This window comes from Variovorax sp. YR566 (genome assembly GCF_051992195.1).
Classification (GTDB): Bacteria; Pseudomonadota; Gammaproteobacteria; order Burkholderiales; family Burkholderiaceae_C; genus Variovorax.
This window is the reverse complement of sequence record NZ_CP197092.1, coordinates 4,354,085-4,379,879: the sequence shown is the minus strand read 5'-3', so window position 1 is coordinate 4,379,879 and position 25,795 is coordinate 4,354,085. Positions and strand designations below refer to the sequence as shown.

Annotated in this window: 27 protein-coding genes; 10 read left to right on the top strand and 17 right to left on the bottom strand. The window is 66.5% G+C overall.

What is annotated here, in order from left to right; translation table 11 throughout:
* Positions 1-112: 112 nt before the first annotated feature.
* A complete protein-coding gene (locus ACTG4X_RS20580; RefSeq protein WP_093073631.1) occupies positions 113-1,066 on the bottom strand; it encodes a LysR family transcriptional regulator in 954 nt (317 codons plus the stop codon).
* A 160-nt stretch (positions 1,067-1,226) separates the two neighbouring features.
* Between ACTG4X_RS20580 and ACTG4X_RS20575 the strand changes: the two genes are divergently transcribed.
* The 4 genes from ACTG4X_RS20575 (at position 1,227) to ACTG4X_RS20560 (ending at position 3,972) form a co-directional block, all read left to right on the top strand.
* Positions 1,227-1,928: a pirin family protein gene (locus tag ACTG4X_RS20575; protein WP_093055906.1), complete on the top strand. Its 702-nt coding sequence runs from the start codon at positions 1,227-1,229 to the stop codon at positions 1,926-1,928.
* An 84-nt stretch (positions 1,929-2,012) separates the two neighbouring features.
* On the top strand, positions 2,013-2,432 hold the full coding sequence (locus ACTG4X_RS20570; protein ID WP_093055908.1) for a DoxX family protein: 420 nt from the start codon (positions 2,013-2,015) through the stop codon (positions 2,430-2,432).
* A gap of 34 nt (positions 2,433-2,466) precedes the next feature.
* Positions 2,467-3,018, top strand: coding sequence for a flavodoxin family protein (locus ACTG4X_RS20565; protein WP_093055910.1), 552 nt, complete (start codon positions 2,467-2,469; stop codon positions 3,016-3,018).
* A gap of 30 nt (positions 3,019-3,048) precedes the next feature.
* Positions 3,049-3,972 (top strand): pirin family protein, encoded by a 924-nt coding sequence (locus ACTG4X_RS20560; protein ID WP_093055912.1) that lies wholly within the window; start codon positions 3,049-3,051, stop codon positions 3,970-3,972.
* A 62-nt stretch (positions 3,973-4,034) separates the two neighbouring features.
* Here the strand turns inward: ACTG4X_RS20560 and ACTG4X_RS20555 are convergent, their stop codons facing one another.
* The 5 genes from ACTG4X_RS20555 to ACTG4X_RS20535 form a co-directional block, all read right to left on the bottom strand.
* The gene (locus ACTG4X_RS20555; protein ID WP_093055914.1) at positions 4,035-5,603 is read right to left on the bottom strand and encodes a tripartite tricarboxylate transporter permease; all 1,569 of its coding nucleotides are present in this window, start codon (positions 5,601-5,603) and stop codon (positions 4,035-4,037) included.
* A gap of 4 nt (positions 5,604-5,607) precedes the next feature.
* Positions 5,608-6,138, bottom strand: coding sequence for a tripartite tricarboxylate transporter TctB family protein (locus ACTG4X_RS20550; protein WP_176928806.1), 531 nt, complete (start codon positions 6,136-6,138; stop codon positions 5,608-5,610).
* 145 nt (positions 6,139-6,283) lie between these two features.
* Positions 6,284-7,891 (bottom strand): sensor histidine kinase, encoded by a 1,608-nt coding sequence (locus ACTG4X_RS20545; RefSeq protein ID WP_097198996.1) that lies wholly within the window; start codon positions 7,889-7,891, stop codon positions 6,284-6,286.
* A complete protein-coding gene (locus tag ACTG4X_RS20540; protein ID WP_093073641.1) occupies positions 7,842-8,558 on the bottom strand; it encodes a response regulator in 717 nt (238 codons plus the stop codon). Before ACTG4X_RS20540 ends, ACTG4X_RS20545 begins: the two co-directional genes overlap by 50 nt.
* Positions 8,559-8,589: 31 nt before the next feature.
* Positions 8,590-9,375 (bottom strand): sulfurtransferase, encoded by a 786-nt coding sequence (locus ACTG4X_RS20535; RefSeq protein WP_440531760.1) that lies wholly within the window; start codon positions 9,373-9,375, stop codon positions 8,590-8,592.
* Positions 9,376-9,436: 61 nt separating this feature from the next.
* Here ACTG4X_RS20535 and dnaE point away from each other — a divergent pair, with 61 nt between their 5' ends.
* The gene (gene dnaE, locus ACTG4X_RS20530; RefSeq protein ID WP_093055922.1) at positions 9,437-12,955 is read left to right on the top strand and encodes a DNA polymerase III subunit alpha; all 3,519 of its coding nucleotides are present in this window, start codon (positions 9,437-9,439) and stop codon (positions 12,953-12,955) included.
* A 113-nt stretch (positions 12,956-13,068) separates the two neighbouring features.
* Positions 13,069-13,422, top strand: coding sequence for a YgiW/YdeI family stress tolerance OB fold protein (locus ACTG4X_RS20525; protein WP_093055924.1), 354 nt, complete (start codon positions 13,069-13,071; stop codon positions 13,420-13,422).
* A gap of 15 nt (positions 13,423-13,437) precedes the next feature.
* Here ACTG4X_RS20525 and ACTG4X_RS20520 read toward each other — a convergent pair whose 3' ends face one another.
* The 11 genes from ACTG4X_RS20520 to ribD form a co-directional block, all read right to left on the bottom strand.
* Entirely contained in the window at positions 13,438-15,168 is a 1,731-nt protein-coding gene (locus ACTG4X_RS20520) for a peptidoglycan D,D-transpeptidase FtsI family protein (RefSeq protein ID WP_093055926.1), read from the bottom strand.
* 118 nt (positions 15,169-15,286) lie between these two features.
* Positions 15,287-16,204, bottom strand: a complete 918-nt coding sequence (tolA, locus tag ACTG4X_RS20515) for a cell envelope integrity protein TolA (protein ID WP_440531759.1) — start codon at positions 16,202-16,204, stop codon at positions 15,287-15,289.
* A 3-nt stretch (positions 16,205-16,207) separates the two neighbouring features.
* Positions 16,208-16,645 carry an ExbD/TolR family protein gene (locus ACTG4X_RS20510; protein WP_093055930.1) on the bottom strand — a complete coding sequence of 146 codons (438 nt, stop codon included), beginning with the start codon at positions 16,643-16,645 and terminating at the stop codon, positions 16,208-16,210.
* 15 nt (positions 16,646-16,660) lie between these two features.
* Positions 16,661-17,383: a protein TolQ gene (gene tolQ, locus ACTG4X_RS20505; protein WP_093055932.1), complete on the bottom strand. Its 723-nt coding sequence runs from the start codon at positions 17,381-17,383 to the stop codon at positions 16,661-16,663.
* A complete protein-coding gene (gene ybgC / locus ACTG4X_RS20500) occupies positions 17,380-17,838 on the bottom strand; it encodes a tol-pal system-associated acyl-CoA thioesterase (RefSeq protein ID WP_440531758.1) in 459 nt (152 codons plus the stop codon). The genes tolQ and ybgC overlap by 4 nt, the downstream gene beginning before the upstream one ends.
* Positions 17,835-19,031 carry a pyridoxal phosphate-dependent aminotransferase gene (locus ACTG4X_RS20495; protein WP_440531757.1) on the bottom strand — a complete coding sequence of 399 codons (1,197 nt, stop codon included), beginning with the start codon at positions 19,029-19,031 and terminating at the stop codon, positions 17,835-17,837. Before ACTG4X_RS20495 ends, ybgC begins: the two co-directional genes overlap by 4 nt.
* The gene (gene nusB / locus ACTG4X_RS20490) at positions 19,028-19,573 is read right to left on the bottom strand and encodes a transcription antitermination factor NusB (RefSeq protein WP_007837974.1); all 546 of its coding nucleotides are present in this window, start codon (positions 19,571-19,573) and stop codon (positions 19,028-19,030) included. The genes ACTG4X_RS20495 and nusB overlap by 4 nt, the downstream gene beginning before the upstream one ends.
* Entirely contained in the window at positions 19,570-20,031 is a 462-nt protein-coding gene (ribH, locus tag ACTG4X_RS20485; RefSeq protein ID WP_093055938.1) for a 6,7-dimethyl-8-ribityllumazine synthase, read from the bottom strand. Before ribH ends, nusB begins: the two co-directional genes overlap by 4 nt.
* A gap of 6 nt (positions 20,032-20,037) precedes the next feature.
* Positions 20,038-21,192: a bifunctional 3,4-dihydroxy-2-butanone-4-phosphate synthase/GTP cyclohydrolase II gene (ribBA, locus tag ACTG4X_RS20480; protein ID WP_093073649.1), complete on the bottom strand. Its 1,155-nt coding sequence runs from the start codon at positions 21,190-21,192 to the stop codon at positions 20,038-20,040.
* Positions 21,189-21,854 carry a riboflavin synthase gene (locus ACTG4X_RS20475; protein ID WP_093073651.1) on the bottom strand — a complete coding sequence of 222 codons (666 nt, stop codon included), beginning with the start codon at positions 21,852-21,854 and terminating at the stop codon, positions 21,189-21,191. The genes ribBA and ACTG4X_RS20475 overlap by 4 nt, the downstream gene beginning before the upstream one ends.
* Before the next feature lie 43 nt (positions 21,855-21,897).
* Positions 21,898-23,019, bottom strand: a complete 1,122-nt coding sequence (gene ribD, locus ACTG4X_RS20470) for a bifunctional diaminohydroxyphosphoribosylaminopyrimidine deaminase/5-amino-6-(5-phosphoribosylamino)uracil reductase RibD (RefSeq protein WP_440531756.1) — start codon at positions 23,017-23,019, stop codon at positions 21,898-21,900.
* A gap of 207 nt (positions 23,020-23,226) precedes the next feature.
* Here ribD and ACTG4X_RS20465 point away from each other — a divergent pair, with 207 nt between their 5' ends.
* Genes ACTG4X_RS20465 through ACTG4X_RS20450 form a run of 4 tightly spaced genes read left to right on the top strand, consistent with a single transcriptional unit; the run spans position 23,227 to position 25,779 of the window.
* Complete coding sequence (locus ACTG4X_RS20465) at positions 23,227-23,727, top strand: GspH/FimT family pseudopilin (protein WP_440531755.1); 501 nt, start codon at positions 23,227-23,229, stop codon at positions 23,725-23,727.
* Positions 23,727-24,269: a type IV pilus modification protein PilV gene (gene pilV / locus ACTG4X_RS20460; protein WP_440531754.1), complete on the top strand. Its 543-nt coding sequence runs from the start codon at positions 23,727-23,729 to the stop codon at positions 24,267-24,269. The genes ACTG4X_RS20465 and pilV overlap by 1 nt, the downstream gene beginning before the upstream one ends.
* Positions 24,266-25,075 carry a PilW family protein gene (locus tag ACTG4X_RS20455; protein WP_440531753.1) on the top strand — a complete coding sequence of 270 codons (810 nt, stop codon included), beginning with the start codon at positions 24,266-24,268 and terminating at the stop codon, positions 25,073-25,075. Before pilV ends, ACTG4X_RS20455 begins: the two co-directional genes overlap by 4 nt.
* Entirely contained in the window at positions 25,072-25,779 is a 708-nt protein-coding gene (locus ACTG4X_RS20450; protein WP_093055950.1) for a pilus assembly PilX family protein, read from the top strand. The genes ACTG4X_RS20455 and ACTG4X_RS20450 overlap by 4 nt, the downstream gene beginning before the upstream one ends.
* The last annotated feature ends 16 nt before the right edge of the window (positions 25,780-25,795 follow it).

Below are 25,795 nucleotides of genomic sequence, written 5' to 3'. Positions count from 1 at the left end.
GGATGGAATGCGGTTGGATGTGTCTGCACTCTACATCGGTCCGAGAGCCGCTTCGCCTGAGGACACACCCTTAGCGGCGCTGCGCGAATCCTCGGCAATACTCGTCAACCCCTCATCGACCCCGATGCCGCTCGAGCAGCGCACGCCGCGTGCCTTCATGCTCGAACTGCGCCAGCCACCATTCGAGCGCCCGCCCCGGCTTGCCCGCGCTGCGCACGCGCCATGCGCAATGCATCGTTCCCATTGGCGGCATGCGCTCGGTCTTCAGCTCGACCAGATGCCCGGCCTCGATGTACGGCCGCGCCATCGGCTCAGGCAGAAAGCCGCCACCCAGCCCGTGCAATTGCGCCGCGATCTTGGCCTGCATGCTCGGCACGGTGAGCACGTCCTGCCCGCCCATGAGGTTCACCGTCATGCTCGGCCCGTGCCGCGCCGAATCGGCCGCGGCCACCGCGCGGTGCTGCCGCATCACTGCGTCGCTCAGCGGCTGGGCCAGGCGCGCCAGCGGATGGTGCGGCGCCACCGCATAGACGAAGCGCAACTCGCCGATCGGCCGGGTACGGATGCCCGTGGCGGTGAGTGCCAGGCTCGCGGCATCGAGCACCGCGCCGATGGCCAGGTCGGCCTCGCCGCTGGTCAGCGCCTCGATGGTGCCCAGCAGCGTTTCGTCGCGCAGCTTGAGCCGCGTGGGCGGCTCCAGCGCGAAGAAGGCTGTGGCCAGGTCGAGCAGCGGGTCGCGCGCGATCACGCTGTCGACCGCGATGGTCAGCATCGGCTCCCAGCCGGTGGCCACGCGCTTGACGCGGTTGGCCACTGCGTCGATCTCGTTGAGCAGCCGGTCGGCCTCGCGCAGCAGCTCGGCGCCGGCCTCGGTCAGCCGCGCCTGGCGGGCGCTGCGGTCGAACAGCAGCACGTCGAGCGCGTCCTCGATCTGGCGCACCCGGTAGCTCAGCGCGCTGGGCACCAGGTCGAGGGCGCGGGCGGCGGCGGCAAAGCTGCCGGTGCTGGCCACGGTCTGGAGCATGGAGAGGGCGTCGGGGGTCAGCACGTCACGGGGGCTGGGCATGGCGGCTCCATTGATCAAATTATTTGAATGGTGCCATCAAACTGCGGCGTCTTTCCGAATGGGGTGCGGACCTAAAGTTCTTTACATCCGCTGCGCATCCGGCGCGGCATACGAAAAAGGCCCGCACACCCCCACAGGGCAGGGCCGAAGGAGTTCGACGATGTTGCAAGTCCGTAAATCACAGGAACGCGGTTATGCCGACCATGGCTGGCTGCGCTCGTTCCACAGCTTTTCTTTCGCCAACTATTACGACCCGGAGCACATGGGCTTCGGCAACCTGCGGGTGATCAACGAAGACCGCGTGGCGGCGGGCGCCGGTTTCGGCACCCACGGCCACAAGGACATGGAGATCATCAGCTACGTGCTTTCGGGCGAGCTGGCGCACAAGGACAGCATGGGCAACGTGGAAAGCATTCCACCCGGCGACGTGCAGCGCATGAGCGCGGGCCGCGGCGTGATGCACAGCGAGTTCAACCACAAGGCCGACGAGACCACGCACTTCCTGCAGATCTGGATCCAGCCGAACGTGCGCGGCATCGAGCCCGGCTACGAGCAGAAGAAGTTCAGCGACGCCGAGAAGCGCGGCAAGCTGCGCCTCGTGGCCTCGCCCGACGGCACCGATGGCTCGGTGACGGTACATGCCGATGCGCGCCTGTTCGCCGGCCTACTCGATGGCGAAGAAAAAGCCAGCCTGGCTCTCGACCCGAAGCGCAAGAGCTACGTGCACCTGGTGCGCGGTGAGCTCGAAGTGAACGGCCAGAAGCTCGTGGGCGGCGACGCCGCGATGCTGGAAGGCGAATCGCAACTGACGCTGGGCGCCGGCAAAGATGCCGAAGTGCTGGTGTTCGATCTGGCCGCCTGATCCCCCTTGCTGGGCGCTTGCCGCCCGGTTTTTTTCTTTTTTCTTTTCCCTTTTCAATTTCAACAACCGAGGAGTTTTTCAATCATGGCAACTACAACCACTGCACCCAATTCGGCACAAGACACGCTGGCCCTGATCGGCCGCATCCTGATCGCCTACCTGTTCATTCCCGCCGGCATCGGCAAGCTCATGGGCTTCGGCGGCACCGTTGGCTACATCACGTCCGTCGGCCTGCCGCTGCCCGAAGTGGGTGCGGCCATTGCGATCATCGTCGAGCTGGGTCTCGGCATCGCGCTGCTGCTGGGTTTCAAGACGCGCTGGACCGCGATCGTGATGGCAATCTTCACCGTGGCGACCGCGCTGTTCTTCCACAAGTACTGGTCCGCACCCGACGCCATGAAAATGATGCAGCAGATCAACTTCAACAAGAACATCGCCATTGCAGGCGGCCTGCTTGCCCTCGCAGGCTTCGGTGCCGGCCGCTTCAGCATCGACAAGCGCTGATCGCAACACCTCACCCACTCAGGAGCACCCAAACATGGCAAACATCGTCGTCGTCTTCCATTCCGGCTACGGCCACACCCAGCGCGTGGCGCAAACCGTAGCGGACGGCGCGGGCGCCCAGCTGCTCGCCATCGACGCGGACGGCAACCTGCCCGAAGGCGGCTGGGAGCTGCTGGCCGCGGCCGACGCCATCGTCTTCGGCTCGCCGACCTACATGGGCGGCGTGAGCTGGCAGTTCAAGAAGTTCGCCGATGCGTCGTCGAAGGTCTGGTACACGCAGGGCTGGAAAGACAAGCTCTTCGCCGGCTTCACCAACAGCGCCACCATGAACGGCGACAAGGTCACGACCATGACCTACCTGTGGACGCTCGCGATGCAGCACAGCGGCATCTGGGTCAGCATGGGCATCCTGCCGAGCAACAGCAAGGCCGCCACGCGCGACTCGATGAACTACGTGGGCGGCTACGGCGGCCTGCTGACGCAATCGCCGTCCGATGCGAGCCCGGCCGAAATGCTGAAAGGCGACTTCGACACCGCCCGGGCATTCGGCGAGCGCATTGCCACAGTGGCAAGATCGCGCGAATAACCGGCAACCCGCCACCCCACGGAGAACACGATGACCGACACCGCCCCCGAGACCCAACTGCTCAAGCCGCACGACAAGGACCTCGGCGGTGGCTTCAAGGTGCGGCGCCTGCTGCCCGCGGCGCAGCGCCGCTCGGTCGGCCCCTTCGTGTTCTTCGACCATTTCGGCCCGGCCACCGAGCAGCCGGGCAGCGAGCACGACGTGCGGCCGCATCCGCACATCGGCCTCTCGACGGTCACGTATCTTTTCAAGGGCGCGATGATGCATCGCGACAGCCTGGGCAGCGTGCAGGAGATTCTTCCCGGCGCCATCAACTGGATGACCGCCGGCAAGGGCATCGTGCACTCCGAGCGCAAGCCCGATCGCCTCAAGGCCGACACCTACGTGAACCACGGCCTGCAGCTGTGGGCCGCGCTGCCGCAGGCGCATGAAGAAACCGAACCCAGCTTCGAGCACACGCCGGCCGATGCGATTCCTGAGCTAGTGGAGCAGGGCGTGGCGGTGCGCGTGCTGGTGGGCGAAGCCTTCGGCGCCCGCTCGCCGGTCAAGACGCTTTCGCAGACCGTGTACCTCGACATCGCCTTGCCTGCAGGCGGGCGCTTCGAATTGCCTGCGCTCGCATCCGAGCTGGCCATCTACGCAGTCGATGCCGATGTCAGCGTGAATGGCGAGCCGGTCGAAGCGCACACCATGGCCGTGCTGCCCGACGGGCAAGGCGCGGTGCTCACGGCGAGCGCCGCCGCACGCCTGATGGTGATCGGCGGCGAGCCGCTCGACGGCCCGCGCTACATCACCTGGAACTTCGTATCGAGCCGGCGCGAGCGCATCCTCGAGGCCGGCTCCGATTGGGCCGCCCAGCGCATGGGCCACGTGCCCGGCGAGACCGAATTCATTCCGCTGCCCGGCAAGCCCTTTGGTGTGCGCGAGCCCGATACGGGCACCACGCCGGTCTGAAGCTGAAACTCGAGCGCCAATGAAAAAGGGCCCGACGTATCGGGCCCTTTTTGTTTCTGCGGTTACTCGTTGCCGATCGCCACAGTTTCCGACGGCGATGCACCCGGCGGTGCCTTCGGAAGCTCGACCATGCCCTTGCGACCGCCACGACCGCGCCAGGCCGAGTAGCCCACGCCCAGCAGCAGCAGCACGCACAGCCCGATGAAGGTGCCGCTGATCGGCCGCGTCACGAACACCGACATGTCGCCGCGCGAGAGCAGCAGCGCGCGGCGGAAGTTCTCTTCCACCATCGGCCCGAGCACGAAGCCCAGCAAGATCGGTGCGACCGAGAATTCCAGCGACATCAGCAGGGCGCCAACGATGCCGAACACCAGCACTTCCCAGATCTGGAACAGGCTGTTCTGCGTGCTGTACACACCCGTCGCAATGAAGAACATCGCGGCCGGGAACAGGTACTTGTAGGGCACCTTCAGCAGTTTCACCCACACGCCGATCAGCGGCACGTTCAGGATCACGAGGATCACGTTGCCGATCCAGAACGAAGCGATCAGGCCCCAGAAGATGTCCGGATGCTCGGTAATGAGCTGCGGGCCGGGCTGGATGCCCTGGATCAGCAGCGCACCCAGGATCAGCGCCATCACCGCGTCGCCCGGAATGCCCAGGCTCATCGTCGGGATGAAGTCGACCTGCGTCTTCGAGTGGGCCGAGGCCTCGGGGCCGGCCACGCCTTCGATCATGCCGGTGCCGAACTTGTTCGGCGTCTTCGATACTTTGCGCTCCAGCGCGTAGGCAATGAAGGTGGTGATGGTCGGGCCCGTGCCGGGCATTGCGCCGAACACCGTGCCGACGATGGTGCCGCGGATCATCGCGGGGAAGGCGCGCTTGAGCTCTTCCTTGCTCGGGCGCATGTCGCTGAGCTTGAGCGTGCCGGTGTCGCCGATGGTCTTCATGCGGTTCACGTTGAGCAGGAAGTCGGCCACGCCGAACAGGCCCATCGAGATCGCCACCAGTTCGAGGCCGTCGCTCAGCTCGGGCAGGCCGAAGGCGAAGCGGAAGCTGCCGCTGTTCACGTCGGTGCCGACCACGCCGCACAGCAGGCCGAACAGCGTCATGGCCACGCCCTTGAGCGGTGAGCCGCGCGACATGGTGGAGCCGGCGAGCAGGCCCAGCAGCATGATCGAGAAGATCTCGGTCGGGCCGAACTTGAACGCGATCTGCACCAGCAGGGGCGAGGCGAAGATCATCACGATGATGCCGACGGACGCCGCGAAGAACGAGGCAATCATCGTCACCCCTAGCGCGACCCCCCCTTTGCCCTGCTTGGTCATCGGGTACCCGTCCAGACAGGTCACCGCATGCGGCGGGTGCGACGGCATGTTCATCAGGATGGCGCCGATGGCGCCGCCGTACTGCGAGCCGTAGAAGATACCGGCCAGCATCAGGATGGCGGGCACCGGATGCATCACGTAGGTGAGCGGCAGCAGGATCGAGATGGCCTGCAGTGCGCCCATGCCCGGCAGCACGCCGATCAGGTTGCCCACCAGCACGCCGAAGAAGGACCACATCAGGTTCGAGCCCTGGAAGGCCACGCCGAAGCCGAACCAGAGGTCGTGGAGCGATTGACCGATCATGGTGTCAGCCTCCCCACTGGAACAGGGGCAGCTGCAGCTTGAGCGCCCACCAGAAGATCACCACCGCGATGAAGCACATCGCCAGCGACAGCAGCAGCGCCTCGGTCAGCGTGTTGTCGCGGTCGCCGAGCGCCGAGATGAACACGATGGCGAAGGTGGCCGGCAGCAGGCCGCCGTACTCGCCGAACAGCAGGAACGCGAGGATGCCCAGGATGATGCAGATGCCGCCGCGAATGTCGGGCATGCCGCCCGGATGGCCGTGCGACGCGGCTTCCTCGCTCGCGCCTTCAGCTTGCTTGTCACCGCGCGCGGAGACAGCGATCAGCAGCCCCGTGAGTGCCAGCAGCGCGCCGAGCGCAACCGGGAAGAAGCCCGGTCCCATGTGCGCGAGCTCGCCGACGCGGTAGCCGATGCCGGCATAGACGGCGGCCAGTCCGATGACGATCAGCAGGGCGCCGCCGTAGTAATCTTTTTTGAATTTTGAAGCGGGCCGAAGCGCGTGCGAGGCCGGATCTTCACCGAGCTGGTGCTGCATTGAGTCTCCTTCGATTGGAAGGAGCGCAGTCTAGGAATCGAGGCTTTCAATCGCCTTTCGGAGCAGGCGCAAACGGCCCGGCGACCCGCAAAATACGTGTAATCACGTACCGGTGTATCGGGTGAAACCCTTGCAAAAAAGGGCCTCAGAAGGCGCGCAGAGGCAGCCTGAGGATCGCGCGCAGTCCGCCGCCGTTGGGGCTCTCGGGCGTGTCGGCGTTACCCAGTTCGATCTCGCCGCCGTTGCGCCGCGCATAGCTGCGAGCAATGGTGAGGCCGAGGCCCGCGCCCTGTGTTGCAACGGCAGCCACGGATGGGTCGCGATGGAAGCGCTCGAACACGCTGTCGCGCCTTTCGGGTGCGATGCCCGGTCCGCTGTCGCACACCTCGGCCAGCGCATATGAGGCCTCGCGCCGCACGGTCACCGTGATGTTGCCGCCGCGCGGCGTGTACTTGATGGCGTTGTGCACAAGGTTGGCAAGCACCTCGTGCAGTTCGGCGGCGTTGGCCGCCACGGGCAGCACGGGTGAGTCGTCTTCATCGCCGGCTTCGTCGGTGCCGTCCGTGTCTTCTCCGTCGTCGCCTGCGGTGGCGATGCGTTCGGCGGCGCTGTCGCCGCGCGCATCGACCCAGCCCAGGTCCTGGTCGTTCTCGCGCGCCAGCGGCAGGTATTGCAGCACCACCTCGCGCGCGATGGCGTTGAGGTCGACCACCGTGGGCTCGGCAGGGGCGACTTCGTCTTCGGTGGTGGCATGGGCCAGTGCCAGCAGTTGTTCGCTGAGGCGGCGCGTTCGCGCGAGCTGCCCGACGATGGCATGCAGCGACTCGCGCATGCGCGCCGGATCGGTCTCGCGCACCGCGTAGCCGGCCTGTATCGACAGGATGCTCAGCGGCGTGCGCAGCTGATGCGAGGCATCGGCCAGGAACTGCGATTGCTCGGCCACCATGCGCCGATGGCCCGCGATGTGGTGGTTCACCGCGTCCACCAGCGGCGCGACTTCCTGCGGCACGCCGCTGGCGTCGAGCGGCGTCAGGTCGTCGCGCGATCGCTCGCGCAGCGAGCTGCGCAGGCGCTCCAGCGGGCGCAGCGTCCACGCCACGCCGAGCCACACCAGCAGCGCCATCACCAGCACCATGCGCGTGTCGCGCAGCAGCTCCTGGCGCAGCGACTCGGCCTGGGCCTCGGTGCGCGGGCCGGTGCCCTCGGCCGCCTGGATCAGCACGCTGTAGGCCGCGCCGGGGTGGACGTTGTCGTACACCGTCTGGCGCAGCGCGGCCACGCGCACCGGGTGCTGCTCGTGCACCGCGTCGTAGAACACCGGCGTGCCGTCGGGTGGTTGCTGTGCCGGGCGGGGCAGGCCGGGCACGCCCATGAGCGTGGTCTCGGGCGAATTCACGTCGAGTGTTTCGCCCTTGGGAATGCGCTGCACGCCGACGTGCAGGTACTTGTAGCGCAGGTGCGTGGACTCGAACATTGCCTGGATCGAGAACGGCTCCTGCACGCGCACGCTGCCGTCGCTCGCCACCACGATGCCGTTGGCCAGAGCCTGCACGGGTTCGAGCAGGCTCTGGTCGTAGGCGACCACGAGCGAATCGGTCAGGGCCTTGTAGTCGTTCCAGCTGTCGAGCGCCAGCAGCGCGACGATGCCGGGCAGCAGCAGCGCGAGCAGCCGCGCGCGGATGCCGAAGCGCTGGGGCTGCGGCTCAGTCGTCTTCGCCGGGGAGTTCGGGTTGGGCTGGGGCTGAGGATCCATCGGCAATGCTCTCCAGCATGTAGCCCAGGCCGCGCACGGTGACGATGCGCACGTCGCTGTCCGCGAGCTTGCGCCGCAGCCGGTGCAGCACCACCTCGATGGCGTCGGGGCCGGCCGTGCTGTCGTTGGTGAACACCTTGGCGAAAAGCTGCGACTTGCCGACCGGCGCGCCGCTGCGCATCAGCAAGGCGGTGAGCGCGGCCTGCTCGCGCGGCGTGAGCGACAGCAGCGTGCCGCGCAGCGTGAAGGCGTGGCTCTGGCTGTCGTACGAGAGCGAGGCGCACTGCAGGCGCGGGTGCTGCTTGCCGCGGCTGCGGCGCACCAGGGCCGACAGGCGGGCTTCGAGTTCGACCAGTTCGAAAGGCTTGGTGAGGAAATCGTCGGCGCCGAGGTTCAGGCCGCGTACGCGGTCTTGCAGGGCGCCTTGCGCCGTGAGGATCAGCACCGGCGTGCGGTCGTCGGCATTGCGCATGTCGGCCAGCACGCTCAGGCCGTGCTTGTCGGGCAGGCGCAGGTCGAGCACGATGGCGTCGTATTCGGTGCCGGCCATGAAGGCTTCGGCGGTGCGCGCGTCGGGCGCGTGGTCGGCCACGAAGCCGCTTTGCGTGAGCGCGCGGATCAGCCACGAGGCCATGTCCAGTTCGTCTTCCACCAGGAGGATGCGCATGGGAGGCCTGTCGACGTCTTGGTTGTTGCCGTTACTGCTTGATGGCGAGGTCGGGGTCTTCCGAGGCGCGGGCGCTGGCGCGTGCCGAGCGTGCGCTCAGGTCGGGTGCCAGGGCCTCGCGGCCGTCGAACACGAAGCAGTCGCCCTTGTAGTGCGCGCCGCCGACCTGCTCGAAATACTTGAGGATGCCGCCTTCGAGCTGGAGCACGTGCTCCACGCCTTCTTCGCGCATCAGGATCGCCGCCTTCTCGCAGCGGATGCCGCCGGTGCAGAAGCTCACGACCGTCTTGCCCTTGAACTCGTCGCGGTGCGCTTTCAGGGCGGGTGGGAATTCGGTGAACTTGCCGATGCGCCAGTCGATGGCGCCTTCGAAACTGCCGTGATCGACCTCGAAGGCATTGCGTGTGTCGAGCAGGGCGATTTCGCGGCCCTCGTCGTCATGGCCCTGATCGAGCCAGCGCTTGAGCGTGGGGGCGTCCACGCCGGGCGCCCGGCCCGCGGCAGGCTGGATGGCCGGGTGGTCCATGCGGATGATCTCGCGCTTGAGCTTTACCAGCATGCGGCGGAAGGGCTGAGCGGCGGACCAGCTTTCCTTGGCCTCGAGGTCGGCAAAGCGCGCATCGGCACGCAAATGGGCCAGAAAGGTCCGCACCCCGTCGGCGCTGCCGGCCAGGAACAGGTTGATGCCCTCGGGCGCCAGCAGGATGGTGCCCATGAGCCCCTGGGCCTGCGTGCGGGCGCGCAGGTCTTCGCGCAGCACGGGGCTGTCGTCTATGGCCACGAACTTGTAGGCCGCGATATTCAGAATCTCTTGCACGGGGCGCGATTGTAGGGATTGCCAACCCACATCGTGGAGTGGCAGTTTCTACAATGGCCGGATGTTTGTTCACCTGCGCCTGCACACCGAATTTTCCGTCGTCGACGGCACCAACCGGATCGACGAAGTCATCAAGGCCGCCGCTGCCGACAAGCAGCCCGCGCTGGCCATCACCGACCTGAACAACCTGTTCGGGGCGGTCAAGTTCTACAAGCAGGGCCGCGGCAAGGGCGTCAAGCCCATCATCGGTGCGGAAGTCTTCGTGGAAGGGCTGGGCAAGGAGCCCGGCGTGCTCACCCGCATCGTGCTGCTGGTGCAGAACATTGAAGGCTATCTGCACCTGTCCGAACTGCTGGCGCGGGCGTGGACGCAGAACGTGGGCCGGGGCCAGTCGCAGGCGGCCTGCAAGCTGGAATGGCTCGAAGAGCTCGCGGGCGGGCTGATTGCGCTCTCGGGCGCGCAGGCCGGGCCGTTGGGGCAGCCGTTGCTGCAGGGGCAGGGCGAGCGCGCGGCCGAGCTGGCATTGCGGCTGGCGGGGATTTTTCCGCACCGCTTCTACATCGAGCTGCAGCGCGCAGGCCGGCCCGAGGATGAGCCGCACGTCATCGCCGCTGTGCAGCTGGCGGCCCGGCTGCACCTGCCGGTGGTCGCCACGCATCCCGTGCAGTTCGCCGCCCGCGAAGACTACGAAGCGCACGAGGCGCGCGTGTGCATTTCCGAAGGCGAAATTCTCGGCAACCCGCGCCGGGTGCGCCGGTTCACCGAAGAGCAGTATTTCAAGTCGACCGCCGAAATGCAGGCGCTGTTCGCCGACGTGCCGAGCGCGCTGGCCAACACGGTCGAGATCGCCAAGCGTTGCAACCTGACGCTGGTGCTGGGCAAGCCGCAGCTGCCCGACTTTCCGACGCCCTTCGTCAGCGAAGGCGTGCGCATGCCGATCGACGACTTCTTCCGCCAGGAGTCGTTCGAAGGCCTGGAGGTGCGCCTGAAGCACCTCTACCCCGACGAGGCCAAGCGCGAGGCCGAGCGCCCGCGCTACGTGGAGCGGCTGGAGTTCGAGATCAACACGATCCTGAACATGGGGTTCCCCGGCTACTTCCTGATCGTGGGTGACTTCATCCAGTGGGCCAAGGCCAACGGCTGCCCGGTGGGCCCGGGCCGGGGCTCGGGCGCGGGCTCGCTGGTGGCCTATGCGCTGAAGATCACCGACCTGGACCCACTCGAATACAAGCTGCTGTTCGAGCGTTTCCTGAACCCCGAGCGCGTCTCGATGCCCGACTTCGACATCGACTTCTGCCAGGGCAACCGCGACCGCGTGATCGACTACGTGAAGGACAAGTACGGCCGCAACGCCGTGAGCCAGATCGCCACCTTCGGCACCATGGCCGCGCGCGCGGCCATCCGCGACGTGGGTCGCGTACTCGACATGAGCTACATGTTCTGCGACGGCATCAGCAAGCTGATTCCGAACAAGCCCGGCATGTCGGTCACGCTGCAATACCCGCCCGAGAAGAAGATCGAAGGCGACAAGAACAACTACGCCATCGAGATGGAGCCGCAACTGGCGGAGCGCATCGAGAAGGAAGAAGAAGTCCGCATGCTGGTCGAGCTCGCGCAAAAGCTCGAAGGCATGACCCGAAACATCGGCATGCACGCCGGTGGTGTGCTCATCGCGCCGGGCAAGCTCACCGACTTCTGCCCGCTCTACCAGCAGCCCGGCAGCGAATCGGCCGTGAGCCAGTACGACAAGGACGACGTCGAAGCCATCGGCCTCGTGAAGTTCGACTTCTTGGGCCTCGCCACGCTCACCATCCTGGAGATTGCGCGCGAGTTCATCATGAAGCGCCACAAGGGCCAGGAGAACTTCGCGTTCGAGAACATCCCGCTGAACGACGCGGCTACATACCGGCTGTTCTCCGACGGCAAGACGGAAGCGGTGTTCCAGTTTGAATCGCGCGGCATGCAGGGCATGCTGAAAGATGCGCGCCCGACGCGCCTGGAAGACCTGATTGCGCTGAACGCGCTGTATCGCCCGGGCCCGATGGACCTGATTCCCAGCTTCGTGGCGCGCAAGCACGGCCGCGAGACGGTGGAGTACCCACACCCGGCCGTGGCCGAGATGCTCTCCGAGACCTACGGGATCATGGTCTACCAGGAGCAGGTGATGCAGACCGCGCAGATCCTGGGCGGCTACTCGCTCGGCGGCGCCGACTTGCTGCGCCGCGCAATGGGCAAGAAGAAGCTCGAGGAGATGGCCGAGCACCGCGAGAAATTCCGCGCGGGCGCCCTTGCAACGCACGGCATCGTCCAGGACAAAGCCGACGAAATCTTCGACTTGATGGAGAAGTTCGCGGGCTACGGCTTCAACAAGTCGCACGCTGCTGCCTACTCGCTGCTGGCGTACCACACGGGCTGGCTCAAGGTTCACTACACGGCCGAGTTCTTCTGCGCCAATATGACCGTGGAAATGGACGACACGGACAAGCTCAAGCTGCTGTTCGAAGACGCCCAGAAGAACTTCGGCATCACCTTCGAGCCGCCGGACGTGAACCGCGGCAACTACCGCTTCGAGCCTGTCACCAACAAGATCATTCGCTACGGCCTGGGCGCCGTGAAGGGCACGGGCCAGCTCGCGGTCGAGGCCGTGGTGCGGGCGCGCGAAGAGGGCGGGCCGTTCAAGAGCCTGTTCGACTTCTGCGTGCGCATCGACCGCCAGCGCATCAACAAGCGCACGGTCGAAGCGCTGATCAAGGCCGGCGCCTTCGACGCCATTCAGCAGAACCGCGCGTCGCTGATCGCCTCGCTCGACCGTGCCTTCGAATTTGCGAATGCCACCGCGGCCAATGCATCGCAGGTCGACATCTTCGGCGACGCCGAGCACGGCTCGGCCACCGCCGAGCCCGACCTCGTCGACGCCACGCCCTGGGGCGTGAAGGAGCGGCTGACGCTCGAGAAAACAGCCGTCGGCTTCTACCTCTCGGGCCACCTGTTCGACGAGGTTTCGCACGAAGTGCGGCGCTTCTGCAAGCGCGAGATCGGCGACCTGCTCGACAGCCGCGACCAGCAGGTCATTGCCGGCATCGTGAGCGACTTCCGCGTGATCAACGGCCAGCGCGGCCGGCTGGCGATCTTCAAGCTCGACGACAAGTCGGACTCGATCGACGCCACCGCCGACGAGGCGACCATCAACGCCAACCGCAACACGCTGAAAGACGACGAACTGGTCATCGTCAGCGGCCGGCTACAGCCCGCGCGCGGCGGCTTCGAGGCGCGCTTCCAGGTGCAGCAGGTGTGGGACCTTGCCACGGCGCGCTGCCGCTTCGGCAAGTTCCTGCGCGTGGCGGTGAACGGCAAGGCGCCCGACATCGCACGCCTGCTGAAAGACTTTCCGCCGCGCACCGAGCAGACCGAGGTCGGCGACCTGATCCAGGGCCTGCCGGTGCGTCTGTCGATGGCGCGTGGCGGCGCGCAGGTCGAGCTGCAACTGGGCGAGCGCGCCAAGTTCTTCCCGACCGATGCGGCGCTGGCCAGCTGGACCGCGCAGGCGGAAGCGGGCAAGGCGCTGATCGTCTACGACTGATCTGATCGCGCGCTGCAAGAGCGCGACAAGTGCTTGGGTGGCGTGGGCCCTTTGACGGGCCCGCTACGATCCTTTCTGCTTTTTCCAATCAGCAGTTCAAGGAGGAACTCGCCATGAAGAAATCATCCCTCGTCCTCGCATTGGCCCTGGCGTTGCCCTTTGCCGCATCCGCCCAGTACGCCGGCCCCAGCACCGTGCCGACGATGAGCGTCAAGCAACTGCTCGACACCGGCAAGGATGATCAGCACGCCACGCTGCGCGGCTTCATCGTGTCGCATGACGGCGGCGAGCACTACACCTTTGCCGACGACACCGGCCGCATGAAAGTGGAGATCGACGCCAAGCATTTCCCGGCCGGCGTGAAGATCGACGACAAGGTGCGCGTCGAGATATCCGGGGAGTTCGACAAGGACCTGGTCGGCAACAAGGCCGAGCTCGACGTGAAGCGGCTCAGCGTAGTGCGCTGAACCGGGTTCGCGGGCTCAGTGCGCCATTGGCGCCACGGCGAGGTCGGGCACCACGTTCATGATGCGCAGCGTCTGCTGCACAACCTGGCTGAACACAGGTGCCGCCACCAGCCCGCCGAAGTACTTGCCGGCGCTGGGTTCGTCGACCATCACCGCGACGATGATGCGCGGCTTGTCGATGGGCGACATGCCGGTGTACCAGGCGCGGTACTTGTTGCTGGCGTAGCCCTTGCCGACCTGCTTGTGCGCGGTGCCGGTCTTGCCGCCCACCGAATAGCCCACGGTCTGCGCCAGCGGCGCGGTGCCGCCGGGCGCGGCCGCCATGTGCATCATCTGGCGCACCTCGCTTGCGACCAGCGGCGAAAACACCTGCACGCCGGCCGGCTCCTCGCCCATGTTCTTCAGCAGACTCACCGGGATCACCTCGCCGTTGTGCGCGAAGGCGGTGTACGCATGCGCGATCTGGAACAGCGAGGCCGAGAGGCCGTAGCCGTACGACATGGTGGCCTGCTCGATGGGGCGCCATGACTTCCACGGCCGCAGCCGGCCCGTTACCGCGCCGGGGAAGGGCGTCTGCGGCTTCTGCCCGAGGCCCACGGCCGTGAGCGAATTCCACATCTCCTGCGCAGTCATGCGCTGCGAGATCTTGGTGGCGCCCACGTTGCTCGACTTCTGGATCACACCCTCGACCGTCAGCACGCCGAAGTTCTCGTCGTCGTGGATGGTCGCGCCCGACACGGTGATGCGCCCGGGGTTGGTGTCGATGATGGTCTTGGGGGTGACTCGGCCCAGCTGCAGCGCGGTGGCGATGGTGATCGGCTTCATCGTCGAGCCCGGCTCGAACACGTCGGTCATCGCGCGGTTGCGCAGCTGCTCGCCGGTAAGGTTGCGGCGGTCGTTGGGGTCGTAGCTCGGGTAGTTGGCCATGGCCAGCAGTTCGCCCGTCTGCGCATCGACCACCACCACGCTGCCGGCACGCGCCTTGTTGGCGACGACGGCGTCGCGGATCTTCTCGTAGGCCACGAACTGCACGCGGTCGTCGATGCTCAGCTGGATGTCGTGGCCTTCGGTCGGCGGCACCTGGTCCTCGGTGTCCTCGACGATGTGGCCCAGCCGGTCCTTGAGGACGTGGCGCGAGCCGGACTTGCCAGCCAGCTCCTGGTTGAAGGCCAGCTCCACGCCTTCCTGCCCGATGTCTTCCACGTTGGTGAAGCCGGCCAGGTGCGCCGCCGCCTCGCCCTCGGGATACTGGCGACGGTAGTCGCGGCGCAGGTAGATGCCCTTGATGTTGAGCGCCGCAACCTCCTTGGCAACCGGCTGGTCGACCTGGCGCTTGAGCCATACGAAGGTCTTGTCCTCGTCCTCCAGCTTCTTGTCGAAGTCCTTCTGCGGCATGCCGAGCAGCTTGGCGGCCTGCTTGAGCTTGGCCTGTACCTCGGGGTCGTCGCGCTCGATGTCCTCGGGAATGGCCCAGATGCTGGGCGCCGGAATGTCGGAGGCCAGGATCAGCCCGTTGCGGTCGAGGATGCGGCCCCGGTTGGCCGGCAGCTCCAGTGTGCGCTGGTAGCGCACCTCGCCCTGATGCTGGAAGAAGTCGTTGTTGAAGATCTGGACATAGGCGGCCCGACCTGCCAGCAGCACGAAGCCGAAGGCGATGCTGGCCACGATGAATTTGCTGCGCCACACGGGGGTGGGGCTGGCGAGCAGCGGACTGCTGCCGTAGCGGATGCGGCCGTTGGGATTCATCTTGTGCGGGCGTGGCGCCCGGCTGTTGTTGTCCGCGTGTAGACAGCGCGGCATCGAACGAGTTCCGGGCGGTTGTTCATTGCCGCCCGGAATCGATGCTCGAATCGACGTTGTGCCGTCAGCGCTTGGGCCGCAGCGACACGATCAGCGAGGGGAAGATGCGCCCGTCGGTGTCGCGCGGCAGCTTCTCGGTCTTGCGCAGGCCGCGTTCGGCGGCCTCGTCCCAGCCCTGCAGGCCGCTCGACTTGCTGAGCTTGACGCCGACGATGGTGCCGTCGGGCGCCAGGTTGACTTCGAACTCCGCGGCCGGGTTGCCGTTCACCATGTCGGCATCGGGGAAGGTGATGTTCGGACGCACGGCCGCGGCGATGCGGCCGGCGTAGCCGCTCGAAGGGCCCGACGAACGCTGGGCTGTGCCCTTCGAATCGTCGGCACCGCTGGCGCCCGCAAGACCCTGCATGCGCTTGAGCGCGGCGGCACGGTCGGCGGCTGCCTGCTTCGCAGCGGCATCGGCCTTCTTGGCTTCAGCCTGCTTGGCCTCGGCTTCCTGTTGCTTCTTCTGGTCGGCGAGCTTCTGCTGCTGCTCTTTCTTGCGCTGGGCCTCGTCTTCGGCGCGCTGCTTGGCTTCGAGCTCTTTCTTCTTCTGCTGCTGTTGCTGCTCGAGTTCGCGCTCTTTCTGTTCCTTCTGCTCCTTGAGCTTCTTCTCGCGCTCCAGGGCAATGTCGGGCGCCTTCGGCACGGGTGCGGGCTCGGGCGCCTTCGCCACCGGTGGGGGCGGCGGTGCGGGTGCGGGCGGCGGCGGCGCGGGGGCAGGTGTGGGGGCTTGCGGTGCCTGCAGGCGGGGCGCCGCCTGCTGCACCGTGGACGACCACAGCTCCGCGTCGACCGCGCCTTCGTCGGGGTCGCTGCGCCAGCGCACGCCCCATGTCAGCGCGGCAATCAGCAACGCATGCGCAATGAGGGCCAGCACGACGGCACGCGGCGTGCCGCGCTGTGGCGGCGGCGCGAACTCGGGGCGATCCAGTGCGAGCGACATGCCTTATTTGCCGCCCGTGGTCGTGACCGACAGGCCCACGCGCTCGATGCCGCTGCGCTTGAGCTGGTTCATCGCCTTCACGACGGTTTCGTACTTCACCGACTTGTCGGCGCTGATGACCACCGGGCGCTGGTCGTCGCCGCCCTGGGCCTGCTTGGCCGCGGAGCCGATCTGGGTCATGGGGATCGAGGTGCCGCCCGAGCCGGTGGACGGATCTTTCTTTATCTGTACTTCGTCTTCGCTCTTGATGACGATCTCGATGGGCTTGTCGGGCTGCTTGTTGGCGCGGTCGACCGAGGGCAGGTTGATCACGCTCGGCGTGATGAGCGGTGCCGTGACCATGAAGATGATCAGCAGCACCAGCATCACGTCGATGAACGGGACCATGTTGATCTCGTTGATCGTCCGGCGGCCGCGGCCCCGGGATGAAACGGCGGGCATGCGCTGCGCCTCCGTTCAGCGGTTGGCCGGAGCCACCGACGATGCGGCGCCGCCGGCCGTCGGATTGGCCGACAGGTTGCGCTGCAGGATGTTGGAGAACTCCTCGATGTAGGTTTCGAGGGCAATGGCGATCTTGTCGATCTCGCGGGCGAAGCGGTTGTAGCCGACAACGGCAGGAATGGCAGCGAACAGGCCGATGGCCGTGGCCACCAGCGCCTCGGCGATGCCGGGCGCCACAGTGGCCAGCGTCACCTGCGCCAGCGCAGCCAGGCCGGTGAAGGCGTGCATGATGCCCCAGACCGTGCCGAACAGGCCGACGTACGGAGACACCGAGCCCACGGTGGCCAGGAACGAGAGGTTCTGCTCGGCCGCGTCCAGCTCGCGCTGGAAGCTGGCGCGCATCGCGCGGCGGGCGCCGTCGAGCAGCGTGGGAGCATCGGTCACGTGGCGTTCGCGCAGCTTTTGATATTCGCGCATGCCCGAAGCGAAGATGCGCTCCATGGGGCCGGCGAACTTGGCGTTCTGCGCGGCCGAGGCGAACAGCTCATTGAGGCTGGTGCCCGACCAGAACTCGCGTTCGAAGTCGTCGTTGAGGGCACGCATGCGCCGCAGTGCGAAGTACTTGCGGATGATCGCGGCCCAACTGGCGATCGAGACGATCACCAGCAGCAGCACGACCAGTTGAACCACGAAGCTCGCATGGAGCAGGAGATTGATGATGGAGAGGTCTTGGTTCATGGCTTGAAAGGTTGTGTCATGGAGCCGCTGTAGCGCTCGAGGGTTCCCGTCACTTGCTTCGGAATGCGTGCGGGACGCAATGTGGCGGCGTCCACCCAGCCGATGCGGATCGTGCCTTCGCACAGCAAGACGGGTGCCGAGGCTCCCGTTTGCTCTTGCTCTGTTTTTGATAGCACTCGCTGACCGATTATCAACGACGCAGTGCCCAATTGTTGAAGATCGGCTGTAACGAGCAGTTCGTCGTCCAGCCGCGAGGGCCGATGGTATTTGAGCTGCGTTTCGCTCACCACGAACTGGCCGCCCGTTTCCTCGCGCAGCTTGCGCTGTTCGACGCCCAGGGAGCGCAGCCATTCGGTGCGACCGCGCTCCATGAACTTCAGGTAGTTGGCGTAGAACACGATGCCGCCGGCGTCGGTGTCTTCCCAGTAGACGCGGATCGGAAACGCGTAGCTCATTGCGCCTGGTTCTCTGCCATGGCCCGCAGGCGTTCGATGGATTCCTGCAAGTGCGCCATCGAACTGGCAGTGGAGAAGCGCACGAACTTGGCCGTCTCGGCTGTGCCGAAGTCGCGACCGGGCGTGACGGCGACGTGGGCGCGCTTCATGGTCTCGAAGGCGAAGTCCCAGCTGCCCGAGATGCCGAGCTTTTCGGCGAAGCTCGTGCAGTCGGCCCAGGCGTAGAAGGCGCCGTCGGGCACCACGGGCACGTTCAGGCCCAACGCGTTGAGCTGCGGAATGAACCAGTCGCGGCGCGCCTTGAATTCGGCGCGGCGGCGTTCGTACTCGGCAATGCTCTCGTCCTCGAAGCAGGCCAGCGCCGCGTACTGCGACACCGTGCTCGCGCAGATGAAGAGGTTTTGCGCGAGGCGCTCGACCACCGGGACCAGCACTTCGGGCACCACCAGCCAGCCAAGGCGCCAGCCGGTCATGTTGAAGTACTTGCTGAAGCTGTTGATGCTGATGACGTTGTCGTCGATGGCCAGCGCCGTCTGTCCGAAGGCATCGTCGTACGAGAGGCCGAGGTAGATCTCGTCGATCAGCGTGATGCCGCCGCGCTGCGACACCACCTCGTGGATGCGGCGCAGTTCATCGGGCGCGATCGAAGTGCCGGTCGGGTTCGACGGCGACGCGAGCAGCACCCCGCGCGTCTTGTCGGTCCATGCGGCCTCGACCTTGGCCGCCGTGAGCTGGAAGCGCTCTTCGGCGGTGGTCGGCACCAGCACGGCCTTGCCGTCCGCCGCGCTCACGAAGTGGCGGTTGCACGGGTAGCTCGGGTCGGGCATCAGGATCTCGTCGCCGGATTCGATCAGCGCGAGGCAGGCAAGCTGCAGGGCGGCCGAGGCTCCGGCAGTGACGACGATGCGGCGGGCCGGCACGTCGACGTTGAAGCGCTGGCGGTACCAGGCGCTGATGCGTTCGCGCAGGTGGTCGAGGCCGGTTGCCTGCGTGTACTGCGTGGCGCCGGCGCGCACGGCGCGGGCTGCGGCTTCCTGCACCAGAGGCGGGGCGGTGAAGTCGGGCTCGCCGATGTTCAGGAAGATCATCGGCCGGTCGGTGTGGGCGACCTGGCGTGCCAGAGCACTTGCGGCCTTCGCCACTTCCATCACATAGAAGGGCTCGATGCGCTGCGCGCGCGCCGAAATCCTCATGCCTTTGCTTTCCCCGAAGCGCGGTCTGCTTCCACTTCAAGTGGACGCAACTGCGGCGCCAGTCCGTTGAGCACGGCGTTCACGTACTTGTGTCCGTCGGTGCCGCCGAATTCCTTGGCGAGTTCGATGCACTCGTTGAGCACCACGCGCCACGGCACGTCGGGGCAGTTCTGGAACTCGTACACGCCGATCCACATCACGGCGTGCTCGATGGGCGAGATCTCTTCGAACTTGCGGTCGAGCAGGGGGCGGATCAGTGCGTCGAGCTGCTCGGCGCCTTCGATCGAACCGTGCAGCAGCGCGTCGTAGTGCAGCGCATCGGCCTTGTGGAAGCCTGCGAGGTCGCGCGTGAAGTGGTCGATGTCGGTCGGGTCGTTGCGGCCCACCAGGTGCTGGTAGAGCGCCTGCAGCGCGAACTCGCGCGCGCGGCTGCGGTTCGACTTGGCCGAAGCCTTGCGCGCGCCCGTGCTGGTGAGGCCGACGCGCGACTGGCGCGGCTTGGCGCCAGCGGGCTTGAGGGGCTTGGAGGTGTCTTCGGTCATGAAAGGGTGGCCAGCAGTTGCGCCATCTCGACCGCCACGCGGGCTGCATCGCGGCCCTTGTCGGTCTGGCGGGCGATGGCCTGCTCGAGGTTTTCGGTGGTGAGGATCGCGTTGGCGATGGGCAGGCGGTAGTCGAGCGCAATGCGGCTCACGCTCGCGCCCGATTCGTTGGCCACGAGTTCGAAGTGATAGGTTTCGCCGCGGATGATGCAGCCCAGCGCCACCAGCGCGTGGTAGCCGCCGCGTTCGGCGAGCGCCTGCAGCGCCACGGGCACTTCGAGCGCACCGGGAACCTGCAGGTGATGGATGTCGCTGGCGGCCACGCCCAGCGCCTCGAGCTCCGAGAGGCAGGCCGAAGCCAGCGCATCGGTGATGTCGGCGTTGAAGCGCGCCTGCACGATGCCGATGCGCAGGCCTTTGCCGTTGAGCGTTGTCTCGCCCTTGTTTGAACCTTGCATGGTCGTTCAGTCTTTCGTGAGGTAGCCGGCGATTTCGAGCCCGTAGCCCGCCGCCATGCTTGGCATGCGACGCGGCGTGCCCAGCAGATTCATCTTGTGCACGCCGCATTCGCGCAGGATCTGCGCGCCGATGCCGTAGCTGCGCAGGTCCATGCGGCCGCGCTCGGGTGCCTGCGCGGGGCGCGCGGTGCCGTCGAACTGGGCGAGCAGCTCACCGGCGGTTTCGCCGCAGTTCAGCAGCACGGCCACGCCCTTGCCCTCGTTCGCGATGTGCGAAAGGCTGGCGTCGAGGCTCCACGAGTGCAAGGAGCGGTTGATTTCGAGCGCGTCGAGCACCGACAGCGGCTCGTGCACGCGCACCGACACCGTGTCTTCGGGGGCCCACTTGCCGCGTACCAGCGCAAGGTGCACGCCGTGGCTGGGCTTGTCGCGGAAAGCGTGGGCGGTGAAGGCGCCCCAGTTGGTCTGGATCTCGCGGCAGCCGACTTTTTCGACCAGCGACTCGACGCGGCTGCGGTGCTCGATGAGCGCGGCGATGGTGCCGATCTTGAGGCCATGTTCAGCCGCAAAGATCTGCAGGTCGGGCAGGCGGGCCATGGTGCCGTCTTCGTTCATCACCTCGCAGATCACCGAGGCCGGCGAGCAGCCGGCCATGGCGGCGAGGTCGCAGCCGGCTTCGGTATGGCCGGCGCGCATCAGCACGCCGCCGTCCACTGCCTGCAGCGGGAAGATGTGGCCGGGCTGCACCAGATCGGCAGCTACGGCGTTGGGTGCCACGGCGGCCTGCACGGTGCGGGCGCGGTCGGCGGCGGAGATGCCGGTGGTCACGCCTTCGGCCGCTTCGATGGAAACGGTGAACGCGGTCGAATGCTTGGCGCCGTTGCGCTGCACCATCGGCGGCAGCTGCAGCCGCTCGCACATCTCGCGCGAGAGCGTGAGGCAGATCAGGCCGCGGGCGTGGCGCGCCATGAAGTTGATGGCCTCGGGCGTGATGTGGTCGGCCGCGACGACGATGTCGCCTTCGTTCTCGCGATCTTCCTCGTCGACCAGGATCACCATGCGGCCGGCGGCAAGCTCGGCCACGATTTCCTCGACCGACGAGATCGGGGCTGGGGCGCGCGCGGCGCGGGGAGCGCCGATCGGCGTGACGGAGGCGTTCATTCGGCTGTGTCCTTGGAATACGTGGAAGAGGGGGGCACCAGCACACCCGCCTGAAGCATGCGCTCCACGTAGCGCGCCACGGTATCGATTTCGAGGTTGACCTTCGAGCCGGCCTTCAGGCCGCCGAGGGAAGTGTTTTCGACGGTGTGCGGGATCAGGTTGATGCTGATCTCGGCGCCGCCTTCGATGTCGTTCACCTTGTTGACGGTGAGGCTCACGCCGTTGACGGTGATCGAGCCCTTGTAGGCGAGGAAGCGGGCCAGCGCGGGCGGTGCCACCACCCGCAGTTCCCAGCTTTCGCCGATGGGCTCGAAGAAGCTCACGGTGCCGATGCCGTCCACATGGCCCGACACGATGTGGCCGCCGAGACGGTCGCTGGCGCGCAGGGCCTTTTCGAGGTTGATGCGGCTGCCCTCGTCGGTCAGGCCCGCGGTCTTGTCGAGGGACTCGGCGGAAATGTCGATAGTGAACTGCTGTCGCTCGGGAGCGAGCGTGGTGACGGTCATGCAGGCGCCGTTGAGCGCGATGCTGTCGCCAAGGCCCACGTCATCGAGATACCCGTCGGGCACCGCAATGCTGAGTCTTTTGCCAAAGGAGGAGGAGGTGCCGAGGTCGTGGATGGCGGCGATGCGCCCCACGCCGGTGATGATTCCGGTGAACATCTCGGCATTTTCGCAGAGAACGAGAGGGGCTTCGGGCTAAACGTCAGAAGGTGTCCCTTCCGGCGACTCGGGCCACGATGCGCAGGTCGGGCCCGATCTGCTCGAAGCCGCGGAATTCGAGGGGAAGAGCGCCCGTCAATTCGGTCAATGCGCCGCCGACGTGGATGCCCGAGGCGATATCCAGCCCGTCGCCGATCAGCTTGGGTGCCAGGTAAATCAACAACTCGTCGACCAGCCCTTCGCGCAGCAGCGAGCCATTGAGCTTGTGCCCGGCCTCGACATGCAATTCGTTGACTTCGCGGCGGGCGAGATCCTTCAGCATCGCAGCGAGGTCGACCTTGCCCTGCGCATTCGGCAAGTAGGTAACGGTTGCACCGCGCGCCTCCAGCGCGGCGGCCTTCTGTTCGTCCTGCCTGGCGGCGTAGATCCAGACCGCGCGGCCGGGCATGAAGAGCTTCGCAGCCGGGGGCGTCTGCAGCTGGCTGTCGATCACCACGACGCGCGGCTGACGCGTGGTCTGCACCAGCCGCACGTCGAGGCGCGGGTCGTCTTCCAGCACCGTGCCCACGCCGGTCAGCACTGCGCTGGCGCGAGCCCGCCAGGCATGGCCGTCGGCGCGTGCCGGCTCGGAAGTGATCCACTGGCTCACGCCGTTGCGCAGGCCGGTCTTGCCGTCGAGCGAGGCCGCCGCCTTGAGCCGCACCCACGGCGTCTTGCGCACCATCCGGCTGAAAAAGCCGAGGTTGAGCTCCCGAGCCTCATCGGCTCCAGGCCCGACCTCGACCGCCACGCCCGCGGCACGCAGCCGCTCGAAGCCCTGGCCCGAAACCAGCGGGTTGGGATCGGCCATCGCCGCCACGACCCGGCCGATGCCGGCCGCGACCAGGGCATCGCAGCACGGGCCTGTACGGCCGTGATGCGAACAGGGCTCCAGCGTGACCCAGGCCGTCGCGCCGGCGACCGAATTGCCGCGCGCCGTCGCATCGCGCAGCGCCATCACCTCCGCATGCGGACCGCCGACCTGCTGGGTGTGGCCCCTCCCGATCACCGTGCCGTCGGGCGCAGCCAGCACGCAGCCGACGCGGGGGTTCGGATCGGTCTCCGGGCCGGCCTGGCGCGCGAGATCCAGGGCCTGAATCATGAAATCCGGATTTTCTTTTGTCATTCTTTTGTTAAATCAATTACCTTGCAAATGTCAATTTTGAAATCCATTGAAAACAATTCGCCGCCAATCCATTTGTTTTGACCGTCTGTCGCGCAATTGGCGTTATTGGCCGGCCAATGGGAAATCGGAAAAATAGAATTCGCACCCATCGAAATCAGGGAGGAGCGCCCGTCCGGCACACAGGTGCAAGGCGGCGGGCGGCACGACATGGACAACAACGGATTCTGCGCGTCCGAACGAGGCTTCACGCTCATCGAGATGATGGTCGTGATCGTACTGATGGCCGTGATGCTGGGATTGGCGTTGCCGAGTTTCAGCGGCCTCGTCGAACGGTATCGGGTCGAAGCCATGGCCAAGGCGCTGATGGCGAGCGTGAGCGATGCCCGCGCCGAGGCGGCTCGCCGAGGGGTGAAGGTGACCATGCAGCAGCGACCGGGGTGCCAGGGCCGGGATTGGAGCTGCGGCTGGGAGACGCTGGTCGGAAGCGGCGACGCCGCCGAAATCCTCAAGCGCCAGGACCCCGACGGCCGTGTCTCCATCGAGAAGAGTCCGGCTGGCACCATGTCGTTCGACCCCATGGGCCACTCGACCGGCGCGGGCCGTTTTCGCCTTCGTCCGGCCGACAGCGCCGATTCATCCAACATCGTTGCGGTATGCCTCGCGCTCGGCGGGCGCGTACGGCTGGGGAAGGCAGACGGCTCGTGCTGATGCAGCGTCTTTGCGTTCGCCGGCTGCATCGGGTGCAGTCGGGCTTCTCGATGATCGAAGCGCTGGTCGCGCTGCTCGTGCTCTCGCTGGGCCTGCTGGCGCTGGCCGGTTTCCAGGTTCGCGTGCTGGTCGACAGCGTCGGCGCAAGCAACCAGAACTTCGCAATGCAGCTGGCCGGCGACATGGCCGATCGCATCCGTGCCAATCCCGCAGCAGCGGCGGCGAAGCCCAGCCGGTACGTGTCAGACTGGTCGGCTGCAGCAGCCGACCGGCCCAGCCTTTCTTGCGAGGGGGCCAGGGCCGCCTGCAATGCCGCCGAACTTGCGGCGCACGATCTGTGGAGCTGGAAGCGTGCGATAGCTGCCGCCTTGCCCGGCGGGATGGCCGACGTGAAGGCCAGCGCGACGGCGGGCGGCATGCTGTTCATACACGTTGCCTGGGACGAGCCGGCGGTGATCGACCCGATCGCGCCCGACCCGAACTGGCAGTGCCCCACGGGAAAGGCCTGCCTCGAAGTCGCCGTCGCGGTGCCGCAGCCATGAAGCGCCGAACGCCATCCGGCTTCACGCTGGTCGAGTTCCTCGTCGCGCTGGTCGTCGGCATGCTGATCGTGCTGGCCGCGATCGCGGCCATGCTCGGCACGCGCAGCGCCGCTATGACCGGCGACGACGTCAACACGCTCAACCAGTCCTCGGCGCTGGCCTTCAGGATGCTGGGCCAGCAGATACGGCAGGCCGGCTACATCCCCATCGATCCCACTGAGCCGCTCTACTACTTCAACGTCAGTGCCGACCGGGGCACCAACCTGAACGACGAGCGGGCTTTCTTCGCGATCAAGGGCGTGGAGTCTGCGGGAGGCTCCGCCAATGACAAGCTGAAGCTGGGCTATGCGCCGAACCCCGACTATTTCAAGGACTGCCTGGGTCAGGAGCCAGGGCGGTCTTCGGGCGGCGAATACGACCGTACCGCCCCCGAAGCGCAGGGCAACGCGCGGCTCATCACCAGCGAGTTCTCCGTGTCGGACGGCGCGCTCAGGTGCCGGGGCAGCGGCAATACGACCCCGCAGCCGGTCATCGACGGTGTGGAGCGTTTCGACGTCATGTATGGGGTCAGCGCCACATCCGGAAGCCGGCAGGTGGTGCGCTACGTGACGGCCGACGACGTCGATGAGGGCTTCCGCGACGTCCGCACGGTTCGCATCTGCCTGCAGCTCGCAGGCACTTCCAGGAGCAACCCTGCAGGCAGCCATGTCGACTGCGACGGGGTCTCGAAGACGAGCGGCGACGGCAGGCTGCGGCGCGTCTACACGGCAGTGTTCTCGCTGCGAAACGACCTGGGGGCGTTGTGAGCACGGCGAAGGCGACAGGTCCCGCCCGCAGGCTGGCCGGCGAACTGCCGGCGCAGCATGGCTTCACGCTGTTCATCGTGATGATCATGCTGCTGCTTTCGGCCCTGCTGCTGATCGGTGGCGCGCGCACCGCGGTGCTTCTCGAGTCGATGGCGGGCAACCAGCGCGAATACCAGCGCGCCTTCGAGGCCGCCGAGGCAGCGCTGCTGGATGCGGAGCGCGACATCCGGCAGCTGGCCTTCGATTCCGCGAGCAAGACCTACGTGGCGTGTTCGGCACTTGCCGCGGCGCGCTGCCGCAAGGCGGAAGACGTCCGCGTCTTTCCCGACCGGGATACGGGCTGGGTCACCGCCTACATGAACGCCGGCCCCAACAGCTGCGAGCGGGGCATCTGCTATTTCTCCGAACCCGATTCGGTCGCCGCCGCCGCCGGCAGCGAGGCCTACCGCTTCTGGCGCGGCGATGCCTACAAGGCCGAGTACGCCAGGTACGGCGAGTTCACCGGAGCGCCCAGTGCCGGCAGTCCGGCGCTGCGCGGCGCCAGGTACTGGATCGAGGTGATCGATCGAAGGAACAGCAAATACCCGCTGTATCGCATCACGGCGACTGCCACGGGAGCGCGCAGCGGCACCGGCAAAGGGGATGCGACGAAGGTCGAGCTGCAGGTGTCCTTCGATCCGGACCCGGTCTCCGGGGTGAACTGAATATAGGGAGAGAAAG